This window comes from Polaromonas sp. P1_E12 (assembly GCF_056405975.1).
This window is the reverse complement of sequence record NZ_JBFUBB010000001.1, coordinates 636,827-652,214: the sequence shown is the minus strand read 5'-3', so window position 1 is coordinate 652,214 and position 15,388 is coordinate 636,827. Positions and strand designations below refer to the sequence as shown.

Sequence of the window (15,388 nt, the reverse complement as noted above, 5' to 3'; positions counted from 1 at the left end):
AGAAGATGGACGCCCCCCGAAGCGCCTCCGGCGCCTCCCCCCCCGGGGGGCGCCACCAGTGGCCCGACAAAGCCGGTTCCACGGCGGCCCGCGAATGGAATCCTTTTGCCTTCATTCGCGGGCGCTTCCAGAAGTGGTGGCAAAGCAAGCTGCCGTTCACCGACAGCGTGTCGCTGACCCAGCGCAACGTGTACATCCTGCCCACGCGGCCTGGCCTGATGCTGGGCGTGACGCTGCTGGTGCTGCTGGTGGCTTCCATCAACTACCAGCTCAACCTGGGCTACCTGCTGACGTTCCTGCTGGCCGGCAGTGCTCTGGTCGGCATGCACGTCTGCCACGGCACGTTGCGCGGTCTTGCTATGAATTTAGTAGCGCCTCCCGCACACTACGCGGGCGCTACCGCCGCATTTGATGTAAAACTCATGAACGCCAGGCGTACCGCGCGCCATGGCATCGGGCTGAGCGTGCTGAACCCACACGATGTGGACACCAAAAAGGACGCCAAAAAGGGCGGGGAGCAGCACTGGGTGTGGACCGACGTGCCCGCGCAGGGCAGCAGCGTGGTGCAGGTGGCCTTCACGCCGCCGCGGCGGGGCTTGTACCGGCTGCCGACGCTGACCGCCGAAACCCGTTACCCGCTCGGCACCTTTCGCGTCTGGACGGTATGGCGCCCGGCTGCCCAGATCCTGGTCTATCCGCAGCCCGAAGCCCACCCGCCACCGCTGCCGCCCGGCGAGCCCCGCTCCGGTGGCGCGACGGCGGCCTCACGGGCACAAAGCACGGGTGAATTCGATGGCGTACGCGGTTACCGCCGCGGCGACCCCATGAAACTGATCGTCTGGAAAAAAGCAGCCAAGGCCGATGAACAGGGCAACGGCCTGGTCGTGCGTGACACGCAGCAAGCCCAGCGGCATGAGCTCTGGCTGGACTTCATGAATGCGGGCTCTGCCGGTGTTGAACAAAAGCTTTCACGGCTGTGTGCCTGGGTGTTGATGGCCGACAAGCTCGCGCTGGACTATGGCTTGAGGTTGCCTTCGGTGGAGATCAAGCCTGCCAGTGGGGAGGCGCATAAACGGCTTTGCCTGGAGGCGTTGGCGGTATGTTGACGGTTTCTGGGTTTATCCGACCGGGGGGCTTTTTGCTGGGGACGGCTGGCCGGGGGTTGCCCGGCGGCAACTCACTTTCTTTTGCTTCGCCAAAAGAAAGTAAGCAAAGAAAAGGCGACCCTGCTGTTTGCGTCCCTGCGCTGCGCTTCGGGCAGCCTGTGGTGCTCGGTCCAGCCGGGGTCAAAAACAACTCGCCTGCGGCTCAAACAAGTTTTTGCCCTGATCCGTCTGGCCCTGCGCTCCTCGGCGCATACAGAAGGGGTGGGGTAAGGAATACCAACAGCCAACAGCCGAATASCAGAAYCCGAACACTTGAAGAAACAAGGACACGCCATGGCGTGTCCTTGTTGGTATTGGTCCCCGCTCCCGATTGCCCCTTGTGGATGCGCCGAGGAGCGCAGGCTCAGGCGGATCAGGGATCGCGATTGTCTGAGCCGAAGGCGAGTTCGAGCGAGACCCCGCCTGAACCGAGCACCGCAGGTTGCCCCGTAGCGCAGCGAAGGGGACGCAGGAACCAGGGTCGCCTTTTCTTTGCTTACTTTCTTTTGGCGAAGCAAAAGAAAGTGAGTTGCCGCCGGCAACCCCGGCCCCGGAACTCAATCCACCTCAGCGCCCTTACAACAACGAGGCTTCGACAGGCCCAGCCCGAACGGGGACGGGAAGCCCCATGCTGACCCGCCTCCAAACCCTTCCCCGCGACGCCCGCGACACCCTGTTCCTGTTGCTGGTCATCGCCTGGGTGCTGCTGCCCCAGGTGGGCAACCTGCCGCTGTGGTGCAGCGCGCTGGCCAGTACCGTGCTGGTGTGGCGCGGCTGGCTGGCCGTGCAGGCCCGTCCGCTGCCGGGCAAGTGGTGGCTGCTGGCCCTGCTGGCCCTGACCATTGGCGCCACGCTGACGACGCACCGAACCTTGTTCGGCCGCGATGCAGGCGTGACCTTGCTGGTCGTGCTGCTGACGCTCAAGACCCTGGAGCTGCGGGCCCGGCGCGACGCCTTTGTGGTGTTCTTTCTCAGCTTCTTCTGCATGCTGAGCAACTTCTTTTATTCTCAGTCCCTGCTTACCGCCTTCAGCATGCTGCTAGGGTTGATGGGTCTGCTGACCGTGCTGGTCAATGCCCACTTGCCGGTGGGCAAACCGCCGCTGCTGCAAGCGGCCAAAACAGCAGGCTGGATGGCCCTGCTGGGCGCGCCCATCATGCTGGTGCTGTTTTTGCTGTTTCCGCGCCTGGCGCCTTTGTGGGGGGTGCCGAGCGATGCGATGACCGGCCGCAGCGGCCTGAGCCCCAGCATGCAGGTGGGCAGTATCGCCACTCTGGCACTGGACGACAGCGTAGCCATGCGCATCCGGTTTGAGGGCGGCAAGCCACCACCCCAGCAAGAGCTGTACTTCAGGGGGCCTGTGCTTTCAAACTTCGATGGGCGCAACTGGCAGCCGTTGCGCGCGTTCCTGCCATCGCGTTATGCCCTGCCTGCTAACCTCGAAGTGGCTGGTGCGCCTGTCAACTATGAAGTGACGCTTGCCCCCAATAATCAACCATGGATCTTCGTGATGGAGGCGGCCCCGCAAAGCCCCGACTTGCCCGGATACCGCAATACCATGGAGGCCGATCTCCAGTGGTTCACCAACCGGCCTGTCACCGACCTGGTGCGCTACAAGGCCCAGAGCTATCCGATCTTCAGGCATGGGCCGCGTCAGCAGGTGATCGGCCTGCAGGAATTTGTAGCGCTGCCGGCCGGCTTTAATCCCCGCACGCTGGCGCTCGCAGCCGAGATTCGCCGCGACCCGCGTTATGCGGTGGCAAATACCCGTACGCTGGTGCAAGTTGCGCTGGAACGGCTGCGCACCGGGGGCTACGTTTACACGCTGGAGCCCGGTGTGTACGGGCAACACACCGCCGACGAATTCTGGTTTGACCGCAAGGAAGGTTTTTGCGAACACATCGCCTCGGCCTTTGTCATCCTGATGCGCGCCCTCGACATCCCGGCGCGCATCGTCACCGGCTACCAGGGCGGCGAGCTCAACAGCGTCGACGGCTACTGGGTGGTGCGGCAAAGCGACGCGCATGCCTGGGCCGAAGTCTGGCAGGCCGGTGAAGGCTGGGTGCGCGTAGACCCAACCTCAGCAGTGGCGCCGGGACGCACAGGGGCGTTCCAGCGCCTGGCCGCACCGCAAGGCGTGGTGGCGCAAGCCCTGGGCAACTTCAGCCCGACCTTGACTGCGCAGCTGCGCGCCACCTGGGAGGCCGTGAACAACGGCTGGAACCAGTGGGTGCTGAACTACACCCAAGGCAAACAACTCAATTTGCTGAAAGACATCGGCTTTGAGTCCCCCAGCTGGGAAGACCTGAGCTATGTGCTGATCGGTATCGTGGTGTTGGCCGCCCTGGTCGGCGCGGCCTGGACGCTGTGGGACCGTGCGCAGCACGATCCCTGGCTGCGCCTGCTGGCCCGCACGCGCAAGCGGCTGGAAAAGGCCGGCCTTCACAGCACGCCCGCCACCTCGCCCCGCCAGCTGGCGCAGGAGGTGCTGGGCCGCTACGGCAAGCAAGGCGAGGCCCTGCATGACTGGTTGATGCGCCTGGAGCACCTGCGCTACGCCGCCGTGCCGGCAAGCGGCGGTAAAGCGGCGCTGCAGCTTCATGCGCTCAGGCAGGAGTTCGACCGGCTCGCCTGGCCCGCTTAAAATCGGCTCAGCCCTCCCCGCTCACTCCTCGTCATTCGATCACTCCTTCATGCGCCTTCAACGTTTCGGATTTGCTCTCTTTTTGATAGCTGCTTGCGCAGTATCTGCCTGGTCTGGCGAGGGAAATAACATCAAAAAACGCGTGGCCGCCAAATCGGCCCCGGCGCAAGGGCCGCTGTATTCCACCCGCCCCGAAGCCATGCAGTTTGCCGACGACATGGCCGCACGCCGCGACCTGGACCCCGACTGGGTGCGCGATGCGATCGGCCAGTCGCGTTACAACGCCACCGTGGTGCGGCTGATGCAGCCGCCAGCCAAGACCTTTGTCAAAAACTGGCGCGTCTACCGCAGCCGCTTCATCGACCCGGTGCGCATCGAGGCCGGCAGGCGCTTCTGGCTGGAAAACCAGCAGACACTGGAGCGTGCCGAAAAGGAATACGGCGTACCCGCCGAAATCATCGTCGGCATCATCGGCGTGGAAACCATCTACGGCCGCGACACCGGCAGTTTTCGCGTGATGGATGCCCTGACCACGCTGGCCTTCGATTTCCCTGCCAACCATCCGCGCGCCAAAGAGCGCAGCGAATTCTTCAAGGGAGAAATTGAACAGTTCCTGACGCTGCAACACCGGCTTGAGGCCAGCCCTTTCGACGCACGCGGAAGCTTCGCCGGCGCCATGGGTATGCCGCAGTTCATGCCTTCCAGCCGGGTCAAATACGCGGTGGACTTCGACGGCGACGGCAATATCGATCTGTCGGGCAGCCCGGCCGACGTGATCGGCTCAGTCGCGAGTTATTTCAAGGCCTTCAACTGGCAGCCGGGCATGCCCACGCATTACCCCGTGAGCTTCGACAAAAGCCGGCTCGACATGGACGCCCTGATGGCGCCCGACATCCTGCCTACATTCGGTGTTGAAAGCTTCACGGCCAAGGGTGCTGTCCTGGAAGGCCCTGCGCTGCAGCACACCGGGCCGCTCGCGCTGGTGGAGCTGCTCAACGGCCCGGACGCGCCGCAATACATTGCGGGCACCGAAAACTTCTACGCCATTACCCGCTACAACTGGAGCAGTTATTACGCGATGGCGGTGATTGAGCTGGGGCGGGAAGTGGCGGCGCGGGTCAGGCAGTAGGCACCCACCGGCCGGCCTGTGCCGTCCGTTCGGCCAGACGGTTGGCGCGAGGCCGCGTCAATCCCATTCACCGTCCTCCCGCCACTGAATATCCGTTTTCCTGAGCAGGTGAGAAGTCAGCACAACCCGCCCCTGTTTCAGGGTGCCATTTTCAAGTTTCACCTTCACTAAATATTCTTGGACGTTATCGTCTTGCAGGGGACGCATTCCGCTACCGTCGAATTCATGAACATCTCGCACTTCCAGAAGTTCGCCGCCTTGCCCCCTGGCCCAGGCAGCCAGCCCTCTTTTATCTGCGTTTCGGCTCCAGATCCACAAGACCACCATGCAGATGACAACCGCCACCGGAACAACCCATGATTTCATTGGAGCGTCTCCCTTTGACGTTGTAATTTTGAGGCCCAACGTTGGCGCTCACCATGGGCCGGAGGATCGGATGGAAATCCCGGTGCATGGCAGGATGCCACGAAAGCGCCCAGATAGCCAACAAATTCAGGACAGTGCGGCCCTGCGGCAGTACAACTGACGCCGGTGCCAATGACGCCAAGCGCCAATGATGGCCGCCGGTAAGGATGAAGTAACCTGGTGCGCAGCAGGCGAAGCACGCAGTTGCACGAAGATCAAGGCCCCTTGCCAGAGGGCCAGCGATACCCCAGCACCGTAACCAACGGGTAGGCGTTTTCACACACCTGGTCCAGCTGGTTGCCGCCCAGCAGGTACACATTCGTTTCATCTGCGCGAAGAAAAAAACCCACGTGGCCCTTCCAGCCGCCCGGATCTTCCCGCGACAACACGACAACGCAGCCGGGCACCGGCCCACCGAGCGGCTCACCCCATTCCAGCCAGGAACGCGCCAGCGCAGACCCGGTGCCGGGAATGCCGACCTGTGCCAAAGCCCAATTCACGAATGATGAACACCACGACGCCTTGTCGTCATAGCCGCGAATGTTGGTGTGGGCGTGGTACTCGGTCACTCTGAGGTTGCTTTGGCCGGCAGGGAACGTGCGCACGCCGACTTCGGCAAAGGCGATGGGCATCCAGGGTGCGTGCATAGAAATCAAAACTGGCTCAGACCGTAACCTTGATCTCGCCCGCTAGCTGTGGAGTGACTCTTGGCCCAAAGCTCTGGATGTTTGCCAGGGTCGCCGTATGGTGGGCCGAAATCTGTGCCGCAGTGAGGATTCCGTTGTCCACGGTGGAGTGGCCATCCGAAACCAGCGTGACCGGATAGCCGAGAGCCAGGGCGCGCCGGGTCGTTGTGTCTACGCAAAAGTCGCTTTGCATACCGCAGATGATCAGCTTTTTGATTTCACGCTCCTGCAGCAGCGCGTGCAGCTCCGTATTGTGGAACGAGTCGGTCGCCTTCTTCCGCAGGCGGATATCGGTTGGCTGGGTGTCCAGGCCATCGGCGAGTTTCCACCCTTCAGTGCCATATTCCAGTGGATCATCCGGCGCCTCGTGCTGGATCAGGATGACGGGAGCTCCCGCGGCGCGGGCCATGGCAGACACCTGGTTGATTCTGTCGATGACGCGCCGGCTTTCAAAGGCCCCGCTCTCGCCGGAGCAAAGAGCCTTCTGAACGTCGATGATAAGGAGGGCAGTTGTCGTCATGGATTAAGGTCTGATGTTGATGTGCTGGAGGAAAGGGGAAATTCAGCCCGCCACAATTTGCAGGCTCGACCAGTGTTTAGTTTGCATCGCCGGAGCCACGCTGTTGCATCGCCTCCTGCCACAGCCTGGCGAGCTCCCCCGGGCGATCGGGGTGGGTTTCGTACACGGCAACGCCTGGCGGAATCACCACCCAGGAAAGCGCGCTTTTTGTCCAGAGGTGCGCAACAGGCTCAAACTCCCGCGCGTTGTGCAATGTGCCGGGCAGCAACGCCGCCATGGTCGGCTTGTCGGCCGGTTCCGCCCACAACCGGGTATCGCAATCAACACACACTTTCGCCCTGCGTTGGCGCCCGTTTCCCATGTCAAACGTCAGGAGCTGCGGGCTTCCCTGCGTGACCTCCAGCGCCGAGCGGTCAACCCACATGGCCAGCCGCATGCTACTGCCGGAGCGCCGCTGGCAGTCTGTGCAATGACACGCGTAGAACGTCAGCGGATGCGCAGTCAGCTGGTACTGCACCTTTGCGCAAAGGCAGCTGCCGGTCCATGGCGGTTTTGATTCCGGGTAACGCATTTTTAGCCTGACGTTGAAATCAATCGGCAGCCAACAAGCATGCAAAGCAGGCTGGCCGAACATTCGTGCCTACCAAGCTGGCAAATTGCGTCATGCGCCGCTCCAGCCCCAAGTACCCACCGCAGTCAGCCCTCACGTGAAGCTCGATCTTCGTCGGGTTCACTGCAAACAAACCTGACACCCGTGACGCCGCGAATGCTGGGGACAGCAATCAATGTAATCGGTGTCGCCAGCGTGGTCTCCTGGATTCCTGCCCAGGCACCGTTCTCCCAAATGGAAATTGCTTCCAGTTGATCAAGCTCCGCGTTGTAGCTGGCCGAGCCAATCACATCGCTCCCCTCGATGCGCAGCGTAATGACCGGCTCCGTCATTGCATCCGTGACATCCGCGGTGTTCAAGACCGGGCACTGCCACGTCTCATCTTCCACCTCGCCCTCCAGTCCGGCCTCCCAGGCCCACAACCAAATGGGATGATTCTTGGCGTCCTGCAGCGAGATATCGTCCAGCGCCTTCGGCGTTCCAAATTCGAATTTCATGAGTTTTGTTCTTGTGGGCAGGTGTTTGAGATGAGTGGTTGAGCTTCAGACCGGTTGACTCTTGGAGGTGTACTTCAGGCGTGACGGATTCCAGAAGGCAAACTGGCTCCCGTTTCTTGCAATCTCCAGCGCGGAGGCTCCCCCTAAATCTTCCATGACTTCCGACACCTCGCTCTCGTCACCCAGATCGTCGAACTCGACGGCAAACGCTCTCTCGACCACATCTTCGTAGTGCTTCATGGTGTTCTCCATTGCAACTTCTTCAGCGATTGGGCCTGCAATACGATGCGTGTGGATGTCCTGGTCTATTGCAAACGTTTTGATGCGCCAGGTCTCGTTTTCCGAGAACCACCACTGAACCGTGTCGAAGTGATCACCTTCAGCATCATGCTCAACGTTGCCGACATAGGAGCTTTGAACCGTGAGCTGGAAGACAAGCAATTTGTTCATGATGGATTCCAATATTCAATACAAACAGGCCACCGAGGGCGGCTGAAATGATCGACCGTTAAGGGAAGGAGGGTTCGATCATACGGAATGCCCAGGAAGACCAGCAGCAGGCGGACCTTGCCGGCATTGCCAGAAGTTTCGCGATCGTAAAGGTGAAGCATATGCGCGTTGCGGCACTCAACGTTGGCGTTATGCGGCGAATGGCATTCTCAGCTCACATTTCCCAGTTGAACCTGCCGGTGACTGAGCGATTCGGCAGCTTCAAGATGCCCTCACTACCGCGAACTGAAAGCTCAAAGTCTGGCGGCAGCTTGCTGTCCCCGGGATTCCTGTAGCGAACGAGCAGGATTTTTGCCTTCACGTCAAATGCCACGGCGACCAGATGCGGCGGCCGAAGCATCGGACTCGAGCCCGCCCCAGGCGCGGCAAACGACACACCAGCCAGAACTGGGCGCTCCTGTTGCCCTACTTCAAAGTCCAGAACGTAGCCAGCACTTTCGAACGACAAGGAGCCGGTGGCGAATGCAACACTGCTTGCGGCGGTGGCGAGGGCGGCGATAGCAAAAGCAGGACGCACCATTAATCTCTGGACGGAATAGCGACCGCGCCCAGGCAAAGCCGTCCACAAGGCGCCCGCCCGGTGGAAGGATCAGGCAACATCTGCAAGCCGTGACGGCGAGAGCTCAAGGGCCAGGTACCTGGTACCGGGGACGGGATTGAAGGTAACGGGCGCCGCAGGTTGAAAACCCAGGGACTCGTAGATGCGCTGTGCGGCAGAAAACTCAGGCAAGACATCGAGGCAGATGCGGGAGTAGCCCGCAGCCCGCGCTTCATCGAGGATACGTTCGATGAGCCGGCGGCCAAGGCTTTCGCCTCTCGCATCCGGCCGCACGTAGACGCGCTTCATTTCGCAGGTGGTTGCGTCAACGCGGCGAAGCGCGGCACAGCCAACGACAGCCGGCCCCTTCCATGCGAGAAGCAGGCGACCATCGGGCGCGGCGTACTTTCCGGGTAACGCAGCGAATTCCGCTTCGTAATTCTGGAAGGCAAGGCTTACGCTTGGACTGGCGACGTACTCCCGAAGGATGGCTACGACATGCTCAAGGTCATCGGGGAAGGTCGCGGGCTTGATATCGGTCATCTGAGAAGCCTAACGTTTGACATGAGGGGCGGCCGCAAGTGGGCGAAGCCCGCTTGTGGACGTCCCCTCGATGGAAGGGTTAGGCCGCATTCGTTGTGGCCGCAGTTGACTCGGACTCTGACGACTCCAGCTCAGGAGGGTAGTGATACCAGGCTTCATGCGGAGACAGTTCGCTGCAGGCAAGACACTGGGTCTTCGTCCACTTGTATGCGCAACCCGGGCAAACGCCTCGAGTCCAAAACGTATTCCAAACGGTCCCACAAGACGGCATGCATTCCCATCTGTCTTCTGAGCGTGGCCTCCACTCGCATACTGGACAGTAGATTTCCGCCTTGTCGTGCATTCGCACTCTCCCTCGAACCAAGTATTTCAACGGACTATGCCACAACCGCCTACGGCTTGCCCCGGAACCGGCGGAGGCGCTCGCGAGCTGCACGTACTTCGTCAGGCGTGCGCTGGCGAAACAGCCATTTTGCGGCTGCCACTACAGCGGCCACGAAGACGATTGTGATGAACAACCACGGTTCCATAATGCGGCCTAACGTTTGACATGAGCGGGGGCGAAGGCGATCCGCTCTTGATGGAATGGTTAGCCCTCATCGCTCACTTTTCGATGAGAACTGAATGCTGAGAGCGATCAGAGCGGCGGGAACCGCGAGAGCGAAATGAGCCGCCGCGACGCCTTTCGGGCCGAAAAGGTCTCCAGCAAAAGAGAAGAGAGAAGCCGCTCGACCTGAAGGAGACAAAGATCCCGGGTGGGCCCATTCGTAAGTACCGCAGCCCAGACAGACGAACGTTATGCCCCAAGCGATTGCGAGCCCCGCCCAGCGAGGCAATCCTTGGGAAGAACCGATGGGCAGGTTCATGAGGGCTAACGTGCGTGTGACCGGCGCTCAAGGTCAGGTGCGACCAAAGGGAGCAGACTCACTTGGGCGTCCGTGTCGACTAGCGGGTTATGTGGCGTCCTATCCACGTGCAACTCCAACCAGGGCCGTGACCAAGAAGGCACCCGCCAGTGACACACAGCCTATGTTGAGGCTCGTGCGCAGGCTCGAATAAGCCACAAGATCGACTAACCCCCGAACAAAGGTGACTAGGGTGATGAAAAATGCAGCAATGCCTGTGATCACAATTGCTCCGAGCAACAACGCTCCGTCGCCGTGAACGTTCCAAAGATGTCCTTGGCCTGAGCCCACCATTCCCACAATCACAAAGGCCAAGGGAACTAGGGCCGGCGCAACCAAGCGTATCCTCGGAAACTCGCTTGGATCTGGTGGGACGCAGCGATACCTCATGTGCTCAAGCCATATAGCGTCGGCGCTGTACGGCACGCAGCACGCGCCGCGAAGCGGCATTCTGACGCTGCTTGTCCGCGACGAGCACCCTGTTAGATTGAATTTCTTTTCCTGAGCTTGTGAAGTGCATAGCCAGTGAATCCTTGATGTATGAAACCGAATAGTGCCATGAGAGGTATCCACGCGGCAAAGTATTGGGGCAAAGCCAGTAGCAGCATCAGGCAAGCCAACAGGCCCGCTCCAAACGTTAAGTCGCGCCAAGCAAACCATCGAGCAAATGCTTCAATGCCTTCAGGCGGGCGCGAAATCCATTGATGTGTAAGTTCAACGCGGCCTTTGACTCCCATCTGATAGGCGCGCCAGAGAAGAAATGACGCCATACCAACAGGCAGGACCAGAAATACTAAAACCGTGAGCGCGTACATCTGAAAATCTAACGTTGGCGCTGCCCGGCACACAACCTGCGCCGCAAAGCGGCAGCCTTGGGTTGCGTGTCCGTGCCGAGCAACGGGTTAAATGGCTCAGTAGGCAGGAAGAAGAATGACTGCACCAACACACACCACCATTTCTAGAAAAAACTGAAATACCGCGCGCCAATGCCGCTTGTATGCAAACCAGAAAAACGATCCGAAGGCAACGACAAAGCCCAAAAACAGGACCTCCCCAGAAAAATGATAGACGATGAAATTGAAGGTTGCAGCGGCGAACCCTTTGTCGTCCAGAAAGTTTGGGCGGTCAAAGAAATACGCCGACCACGGCAAGAAAATCAGACCGAAACACACGAGGGCCGTGCTGACGCGGAACCGAAATCGCGGGAGCGTTTGAACTTGCGAGGTTGCCATTTAACGTTCCGCATCACCCGCGCGCGCCGCTGTTGCGCGCGTCGGCGTGGATGCGGCGGTTAGGCGTGACGTTTCTATCCTCCGCGAACACGAAGAATTCTCACATTCGCCTTCATTTCGGAGGGCCTACGCCGCCGTCACGTGCCTTGAGGTGGCGGGCAAGAAACTCGAAAACCCGTTTGCGCGACTCGTCCGCGACCTTGGCGTCGTAAGCGAAGAGCACCCCCTCGGGGGAACTTCCAATCTGACGGACGCGCCGGGGCGGGCTGGATTTGGGTTGGTCCCAAGCGTGGCCGGTATTAGGGAACACATGCCATTCGACCGGTGCGCCGGATTCCTGGAGCTTTTGAAGTCGGGGCAGGCATTCCCGCGGGTCGCCGTCTTCATCCAGCTCGCCGAGGAGTGACAGGAGCGGCGCATCGCTGTCCGGCAGCACGAACGTCGCGCCGAATTCCCGGCTGAAGCACTGGCCGTAAACCGCGACGGTGGCGGCGAAGCGCTGCACGGAATACCTCGCGGCGGTTCCCTTGCTCGCAAGCAAATGCGCGACCCGTCCGCCCTGCGAAAACCCCATCGCGGCGACACGGGAGGTATCTACGAAATCAAACTTGCCCAGATGCCGTAGCGCTTCATAGGCGTCCCGAACGCGGACTGGTAGAGGAGCGAAACCCGGACGAATGACGAAGCAGGTACCCTCCTGGGGAATCCCTCTTTGTTTCCAGCTATCCACGACGAAGGCGACGTAGCCCTCTTCCAGCGCCCGGCTCACCCAGTAACGCATGTGCTGGGGATCAAAATCGACCGCCGCGCACGTGTGCAATAGAAGCAGCGCGGGGAACGGACCATTGCCTTTCGGCTTGAAGATGGCCATCCGAGAAGCGTTGGTAAAGGAGCCAAATTCCTCCACTGTGTCCGGAAACTTCAACCCCATGACGGAGTACGCTTGGAGGCAGAGTTGCCGGGGTCGCTCGTCTGCCACGGCCTCGCAGCGCGCCTTTTGCTCCGGAGTCGGCTCAACAAACTCGACCGCATCGGCGTTCGGCGAAAATCCAAACGAGGAAACGAATCCGAGTACGAGCAGGAACGAAATGACCGATCTCATGTGACACTAGAACTATTCATACACGCCTAACGTCGGAGATGACCGGCGACCAAGGAACAGGAGCGGCGTAGCCGCGGACGCCCTTGGGCGTCCGTGTCGATCGACCTGTTAGACCGCAGCGCCATGGACATCACTATACGGCTAGGCCACGAAAAGTTGATGCGCTATGCGCCAAGCATTCGCCAAGAACAATGCTCCGAAAAGACCCTGGACTATCACGGCGAGCCAGAAATACACAGGTCGCGCACGACGGCGGATCGCAGCGTTGTGTACGTTAGCCGAGCCAGTTGCCAGCGCTCGCCAAACGTGGCGCGCAAACGAAGCCCCGAAGAGCGCGCTTCCGGCGGCAGCCAATAATGAGAGGGCGGTGTTCATGCGGTCTAACGTAATGTATGCCGCAAAACCTGCGGTATAACCTGGCGCTTGCAATCTAATCTGGACATTAGAACCTCCTGTAAGCCGCTTGCATGCTGGGTCTCAAAGAAATACACTGTAATTTCATACAGATATAAAAGTTCCGTGAAACCCCGCAATCCTCCACTGCAGTCTGCCCGCTTGCTGGATCAGGTCCGGGAGCGGGTTCGGTATTTGCACTATAGCCTTAGCACCGGGAAAACTTACCTGTACTGGGGTACGTTTTTGTTCGATGCCACCGCGGCAACAGCCAGATAACGCATACAACATATCCGTTCGGTATTGGTCGCCGGTGGCGGTTTTTCGATCACGCTGACCAAAGTCCTGCCAGGCCGCCAGCTGTATGGCTCGCCTGGATTGCTATCAATTCAATAGCTTCTGGCGCTTGCTTTGATTGGGCTGGATTCCCTTTTGATGCTTAAAAAAGTCGACTTGAGCCGCCGCAGGCCTCTTTTGCGCCTCCGGGGCGGTCAATTGAGGCGTTAAAACGGGTTTTAGCGCGCTTTTGGGCCTGTTTTCATTCATATTTTAGGTCTGCAGGCCAATAGTAGCGGGCGCGAGCAGCTATGAAAACAATAGCAATCAAATGGACTGATCGGGTATCTACCTCCGCATTGCGCTCAGTGCATCTGCCCATCCAGGCCCGGGCAGGCTCACACCGGCTGAATCGTGATCTCCACCGTCATCGATTCTTCCCCGCCGCCCTGCCGCACGCCCTTGATGGGGGGGCAGGCGTTGTAGTCGGTGCCCATGGCCAGGCGCACGTGGCGCTGGTCGATCAGGCAGCTATGGGTGACGTCGATGCTGACCCAGCGGCGGGTGGCCACATCGAGGCACACGTCACACCAGGCGTGGCTGGCAAGGTCGGGCTCGTTGGCGGCGTAGAAGTAGCCGCTGACATAGCGCGCTGGGTAGCCCAGGCTGCGGCAGATGGCGACCATGACGTGGGCCTGGTCCTGGCAGACGCCTGCCCCGGACTTGAAGGCTTCCAGCGCCGTGGTCGTCACGCTGGTGCTGTTTTTCAGGTAGCCCACTGCGTCTGCCACGCCCTGGCTCAATGCCAGCAGGGACGGCAAGCTTGCGGTGCCGTCAAGGCTTTGCGGGATAAAGCGGCGGCCAAATTCGGCGAGCTCCCAATGCGGCTCAGCCAGATGCGTGGCACGCAGAAAAAAATACGGATGCGGCAGGGTTTCCGGGTCGTTGAACTCAGCCACGCCAAAGGTTTCCACATCACCAGCCGCGTTGACCAGGCTCCAGCGCACGTTATCGGCATCCTTGCCCACAAAGGTGTAGGAGCTGATGGTGTTGCCAAAGGCGTCGCTTTGGGTAAAGAGTTTTTCGGGCGCGCCCAGGCTCCAGAAATGCACCGTCTGCGCCGGGCTGGACTGCGGCGTGAGCCACAGCGTCTGCAACGCGTAACGCAGCGGCTCCGTGTACCGGTAGTCGGTGATGTGTCTGACGTGCAGTTTCATTAAGCCTCTGCCTTCCAGCGGCGCCGGGCTTGCCTTGGCTGGCCCGGCGCTGCGGCCGGTGGGTTACCGTCTTTCAAGTGGTGGCCGGCACCAAAAACTCTCGGCTGATGTGTGCGCCCAGCTCGTTCACGCGGTCCAGGAACTGCGTGAGGAATGCATGCAGGCCCGTTGCCAGGATTTCGTCGATACGTGCGTACTGCAGGTCGGCGCGCAATTTGCCGGCGCGGCGCTGGGTTTCGCTGCTGGTGTCGCTGGTCACCATGGCAAGGTTGCTCATGACTTCGTTCAGGCAGGCCAGCAGGGAGCGCGGCATGTCGGCGCGCAGGATCAGCAGCTCGGCCACGCGCTCGGGTTTGATGACGTCGCGGTACACCTTGCGGTAGACCTCAAAGCCCGAAACGCTGCGCAGGATGGCGCTCCAGTGGTAGAAGTCGTATTCCTGGTCTTTCTCACCGGCCATGCCGAGGAAGTCGTTCTGCACGGCGTGAAACTTCACGTCCACCAGCCGCGCGGTGTTGTCGGCGCGCTCGAGGAAGGTGCCCAGCCGCAGGAAGTGAAAGGCTTCGTCCTGCAGCATGGTGCCCAGGGTCACGCCGCGCGACAGGTGCGAACGGAACTTGACCCATTCAAAGAACTGGCCCGGGTCGCGCTCGAAGTCGCCGCTGCGCAGCATGCGGATGACTTCGAGGTAAGTCTGGTTCTGCGTTTCCCATACTTCGGTGGTCAGCGTGCCGCGCACAGCCCGGGCGTTTTCACGGGCGTTCTGCAGGCATGAAATGATGCTGGACGAGTTTTTCTCGTCGCGCACCATGAAGTCCATCACGTCGCGCGGGTTGATGGTGTCGCCGTACTTGGCGGCAAACGAAGGCTTGAGCTCACTGATGCTGAGCAGGCCCTGCCAGCCGGCCTGTACCAGCGCATCGGACTGCGGCAGCAACGAGGTCTGGTAGTTCACATCCAGCATACGCGCTGTATTCTCCGCCCGCTCGGTATAGCGCGACATCCAGAAGAGGTGGTCTGCAGTGCGTGACAACAT

The 15,388-nt window shown here is 60.5% G+C and carries 16 protein-coding genes; 3 read left to right on the top strand and 13 right to left on the bottom strand.

Translation table 11 applies throughout. The annotated features are described in order from the left end of the window. Positions 1-5: 5 nt before the first annotated feature. From AC1D13_RS03255 to mltB, 3 genes are all read left to right on the top strand, one after another. Positions 6-1,106: a DUF58 domain-containing protein gene (locus AC1D13_RS03255; protein ID WP_477688924.1), complete on the top strand. Its 1,101-nt coding sequence runs from the start codon at positions 6-8 to the stop codon at positions 1,104-1,106. A 667-nt stretch (positions 1,107-1,773) separates the two neighbouring features. Further along, positions 1,774-3,789, top strand: coding sequence for a transglutaminase TgpA family protein (locus AC1D13_RS03250; protein WP_457278894.1), 2,016 nt, complete (start codon positions 1,774-1,776; stop codon positions 3,787-3,789). Positions 3,790-3,838: 49 nt separating this feature from the next. Further along, positions 3,839-4,918: a lytic murein transglycosylase B gene (gene mltB / locus AC1D13_RS03245; RefSeq protein ID WP_457278895.1), complete on the top strand. Its 1,080-nt coding sequence runs from the start codon at positions 3,839-3,841 to the stop codon at positions 4,916-4,918. A 57-nt stretch (positions 4,919-4,975) separates the two neighbouring features. Here the strand turns inward: mltB and AC1D13_RS03240 are convergent, their stop codons facing one another. The 13 genes from AC1D13_RS03240 to AC1D13_RS03180 form a co-directional block, all read right to left on the bottom strand. Then, entirely contained in the window at positions 4,976-5,284 is a 309-nt protein-coding gene (locus tag AC1D13_RS03240; RefSeq protein ID WP_477688923.1) for a hypothetical protein, read from the bottom strand. Between the two features lie 254 nt (positions 5,285-5,538). Next, the gene (locus AC1D13_RS03235) at positions 5,539-5,970 is read right to left on the bottom strand and encodes a TIGR02594 family protein (RefSeq protein WP_477667541.1); all 432 of its coding nucleotides are present in this window, start codon (positions 5,968-5,970) and stop codon (positions 5,539-5,541) included. A 16-nt stretch (positions 5,971-5,986) separates the two neighbouring features. After that, positions 5,987-6,529, bottom strand: a complete 543-nt coding sequence (locus tag AC1D13_RS03230) for a cysteine hydrolase family protein (RefSeq protein ID WP_457278898.1) — start codon at positions 6,527-6,529, stop codon at positions 5,987-5,989. Between the two features lie 76 nt (positions 6,530-6,605). After that, positions 6,606-7,163, bottom strand: a complete 558-nt coding sequence (locus tag AC1D13_RS03225; RefSeq protein WP_457278899.1) for a GFA family protein — start codon at positions 7,161-7,163, stop codon at positions 6,606-6,608. Positions 7,164-7,225: 62 nt separating this feature from the next. Next, on the bottom strand, positions 7,226-7,636 hold the full coding sequence (locus tag AC1D13_RS03220; protein ID WP_457278900.1) for a hypothetical protein: 411 nt from the start codon (positions 7,634-7,636) through the stop codon (positions 7,226-7,228). Positions 7,637-7,681: 45 nt separating this feature from the next. Continuing rightward, a complete protein-coding gene (locus tag AC1D13_RS03215) occupies positions 7,682-8,086 on the bottom strand; it encodes a hypothetical protein (RefSeq protein ID WP_457278901.1) in 405 nt (134 codons plus the stop codon). Positions 8,087-8,300: 214 nt separating this feature from the next. Beyond that, positions 8,301-8,666, bottom strand: a complete 366-nt coding sequence (locus tag AC1D13_RS03210) for a hypothetical protein (protein WP_477667453.1) — start codon at positions 8,664-8,666, stop codon at positions 8,301-8,303. Positions 8,667-8,735: 69 nt separating this feature from the next. Then, on the bottom strand, positions 8,736-9,227 hold the full coding sequence (locus tag AC1D13_RS03205; RefSeq protein WP_457278903.1) for a GNAT family N-acetyltransferase: 492 nt from the start codon (positions 9,225-9,227) through the stop codon (positions 8,736-8,738). A gap of 1,387 nt (positions 9,228-10,614) precedes the next feature. After that, positions 10,615-10,947, bottom strand: a complete 333-nt coding sequence (locus tag AC1D13_RS03200) for a hypothetical protein (RefSeq protein WP_457278904.1) — start codon at positions 10,945-10,947, stop codon at positions 10,615-10,617. 96 nt (positions 10,948-11,043) lie between these two features. Further along, positions 11,044-11,364 (bottom strand): hypothetical protein, encoded by a 321-nt coding sequence (locus AC1D13_RS03195; protein ID WP_477688922.1) that lies wholly within the window; start codon positions 11,362-11,364, stop codon positions 11,044-11,046. A gap of 112 nt (positions 11,365-11,476) precedes the next feature. Then, positions 11,477-12,466, bottom strand: a complete 990-nt coding sequence (locus tag AC1D13_RS03190) for a dienelactone hydrolase family protein (protein WP_457278906.1) — start codon at positions 12,464-12,466, stop codon at positions 11,477-11,479. 1,067 nt (positions 12,467-13,533) lie between these two features. Next, positions 13,534-14,352 (bottom strand): transglutaminase family protein, encoded by an 819-nt coding sequence (locus AC1D13_RS03185; protein WP_477667458.1) that lies wholly within the window; start codon positions 14,350-14,352, stop codon positions 13,534-13,536. A gap of 73 nt (positions 14,353-14,425) precedes the next feature. Further along, entirely contained in the window at positions 14,426-15,388 is a 963-nt protein-coding gene (locus AC1D13_RS03180) for an alpha-E domain-containing protein (protein WP_457278908.1), read from the bottom strand.

Excerpts from the sequence above, each read along its gene's own strand:
- AC1D13_RS03255 (WP_477688924.1), top strand. The coding sequence starts at position 6 with ATGGACGCCCCCCGAAGCGCCTCCGGCGCCTCCCCCCCCGGGGGGCGC.
- AC1D13_RS03250 (WP_457278894.1), top strand. The coding sequence starts at position 1,774 with ATGCTGACCCGCCTCCAAACCCTTCCCCGCGACGCCCGCGACACCCTG.
- mltB (WP_457278895.1), top strand. The coding sequence starts at position 3,839 with ATGCGCCTTCAACGTTTCGGATTTGCTCTCTTTTTGATAGCTGCTTGC.
- AC1D13_RS03240 (WP_477688923.1), bottom strand. The coding sequence starts at position 5,284 with ATGAAATCATGGGTTGTTCCGGTGGCGGTTGTCATCTGCATGGTGGTC.
- AC1D13_RS03235 (WP_477667541.1), bottom strand. The coding sequence starts at position 5,970 with ATGCACGCACCCTGGATGCCCATCGCCTTTGCCGAAGTCGGCGTGCGC.
- AC1D13_RS03230 (WP_457278898.1), bottom strand. The coding sequence starts at position 6,529 with ATGACGACAACTGCCCTCCTTATCATCGACGTTCAGAAGGCTCTTTGC.
- AC1D13_RS03225 (WP_457278899.1), bottom strand. The coding sequence starts at position 7,163 with ATGTTCGGCCAGCCTGCTTTGCATGCTTGTTGGCTGCCGATTGATTTC.
- AC1D13_RS03220 (WP_457278900.1), bottom strand. The coding sequence starts at position 7,636 with ATGAAATTCGAATTTGGAACGCCGAAGGCGCTGGACGATATCTCGCTG.
- AC1D13_RS03215 (WP_457278901.1), bottom strand. The coding sequence starts at position 8,086 with ATGAACAAATTGCTTGTCTTCCAGCTCACGGTTCAAAGCTCCTATGTC.
- AC1D13_RS03210 (WP_477667453.1), bottom strand. The coding sequence starts at position 8,666 with ATGGTGCGTCCTGCTTTTGCTATCGCCGCCCTCGCCACCGCCGCAAGC.
- AC1D13_RS03205 (WP_457278903.1), bottom strand. The coding sequence starts at position 9,227 with ATGACCGATATCAAGCCCGCGACCTTCCCCGATGACCTTGAGCATGTC.
- AC1D13_RS03200 (WP_457278904.1), bottom strand. The coding sequence starts at position 10,947 with ATGTACGCGCTCACGGTTTTAGTATTTCTGGTCCTGCCTGTTGGTATG.
- AC1D13_RS03195 (WP_477688922.1), bottom strand. The coding sequence starts at position 11,364 with ATGGCAACCTCGCAAGTTCAAACGCTCCCGCGATTTCGGTTCCGCGTC.
- AC1D13_RS03190 (WP_457278906.1), bottom strand. The coding sequence starts at position 12,466 with ATGAGATCGGTCATTTCGTTCCTGCTCGTACTCGGATTCGTTTCCTCG.
- AC1D13_RS03185 (WP_477667458.1), bottom strand. The coding sequence starts at position 14,352 with ATGAAACTGCACGTCAGACACATCACCGACTACCGGTACACGGAGCCG.
- AC1D13_RS03180 (WP_457278908.1), bottom strand. The coding sequence starts at position 15,388 with ATGTTGTCACGCACTGCAGACCACCTCTTCTGGATGTCGCGCTATACC.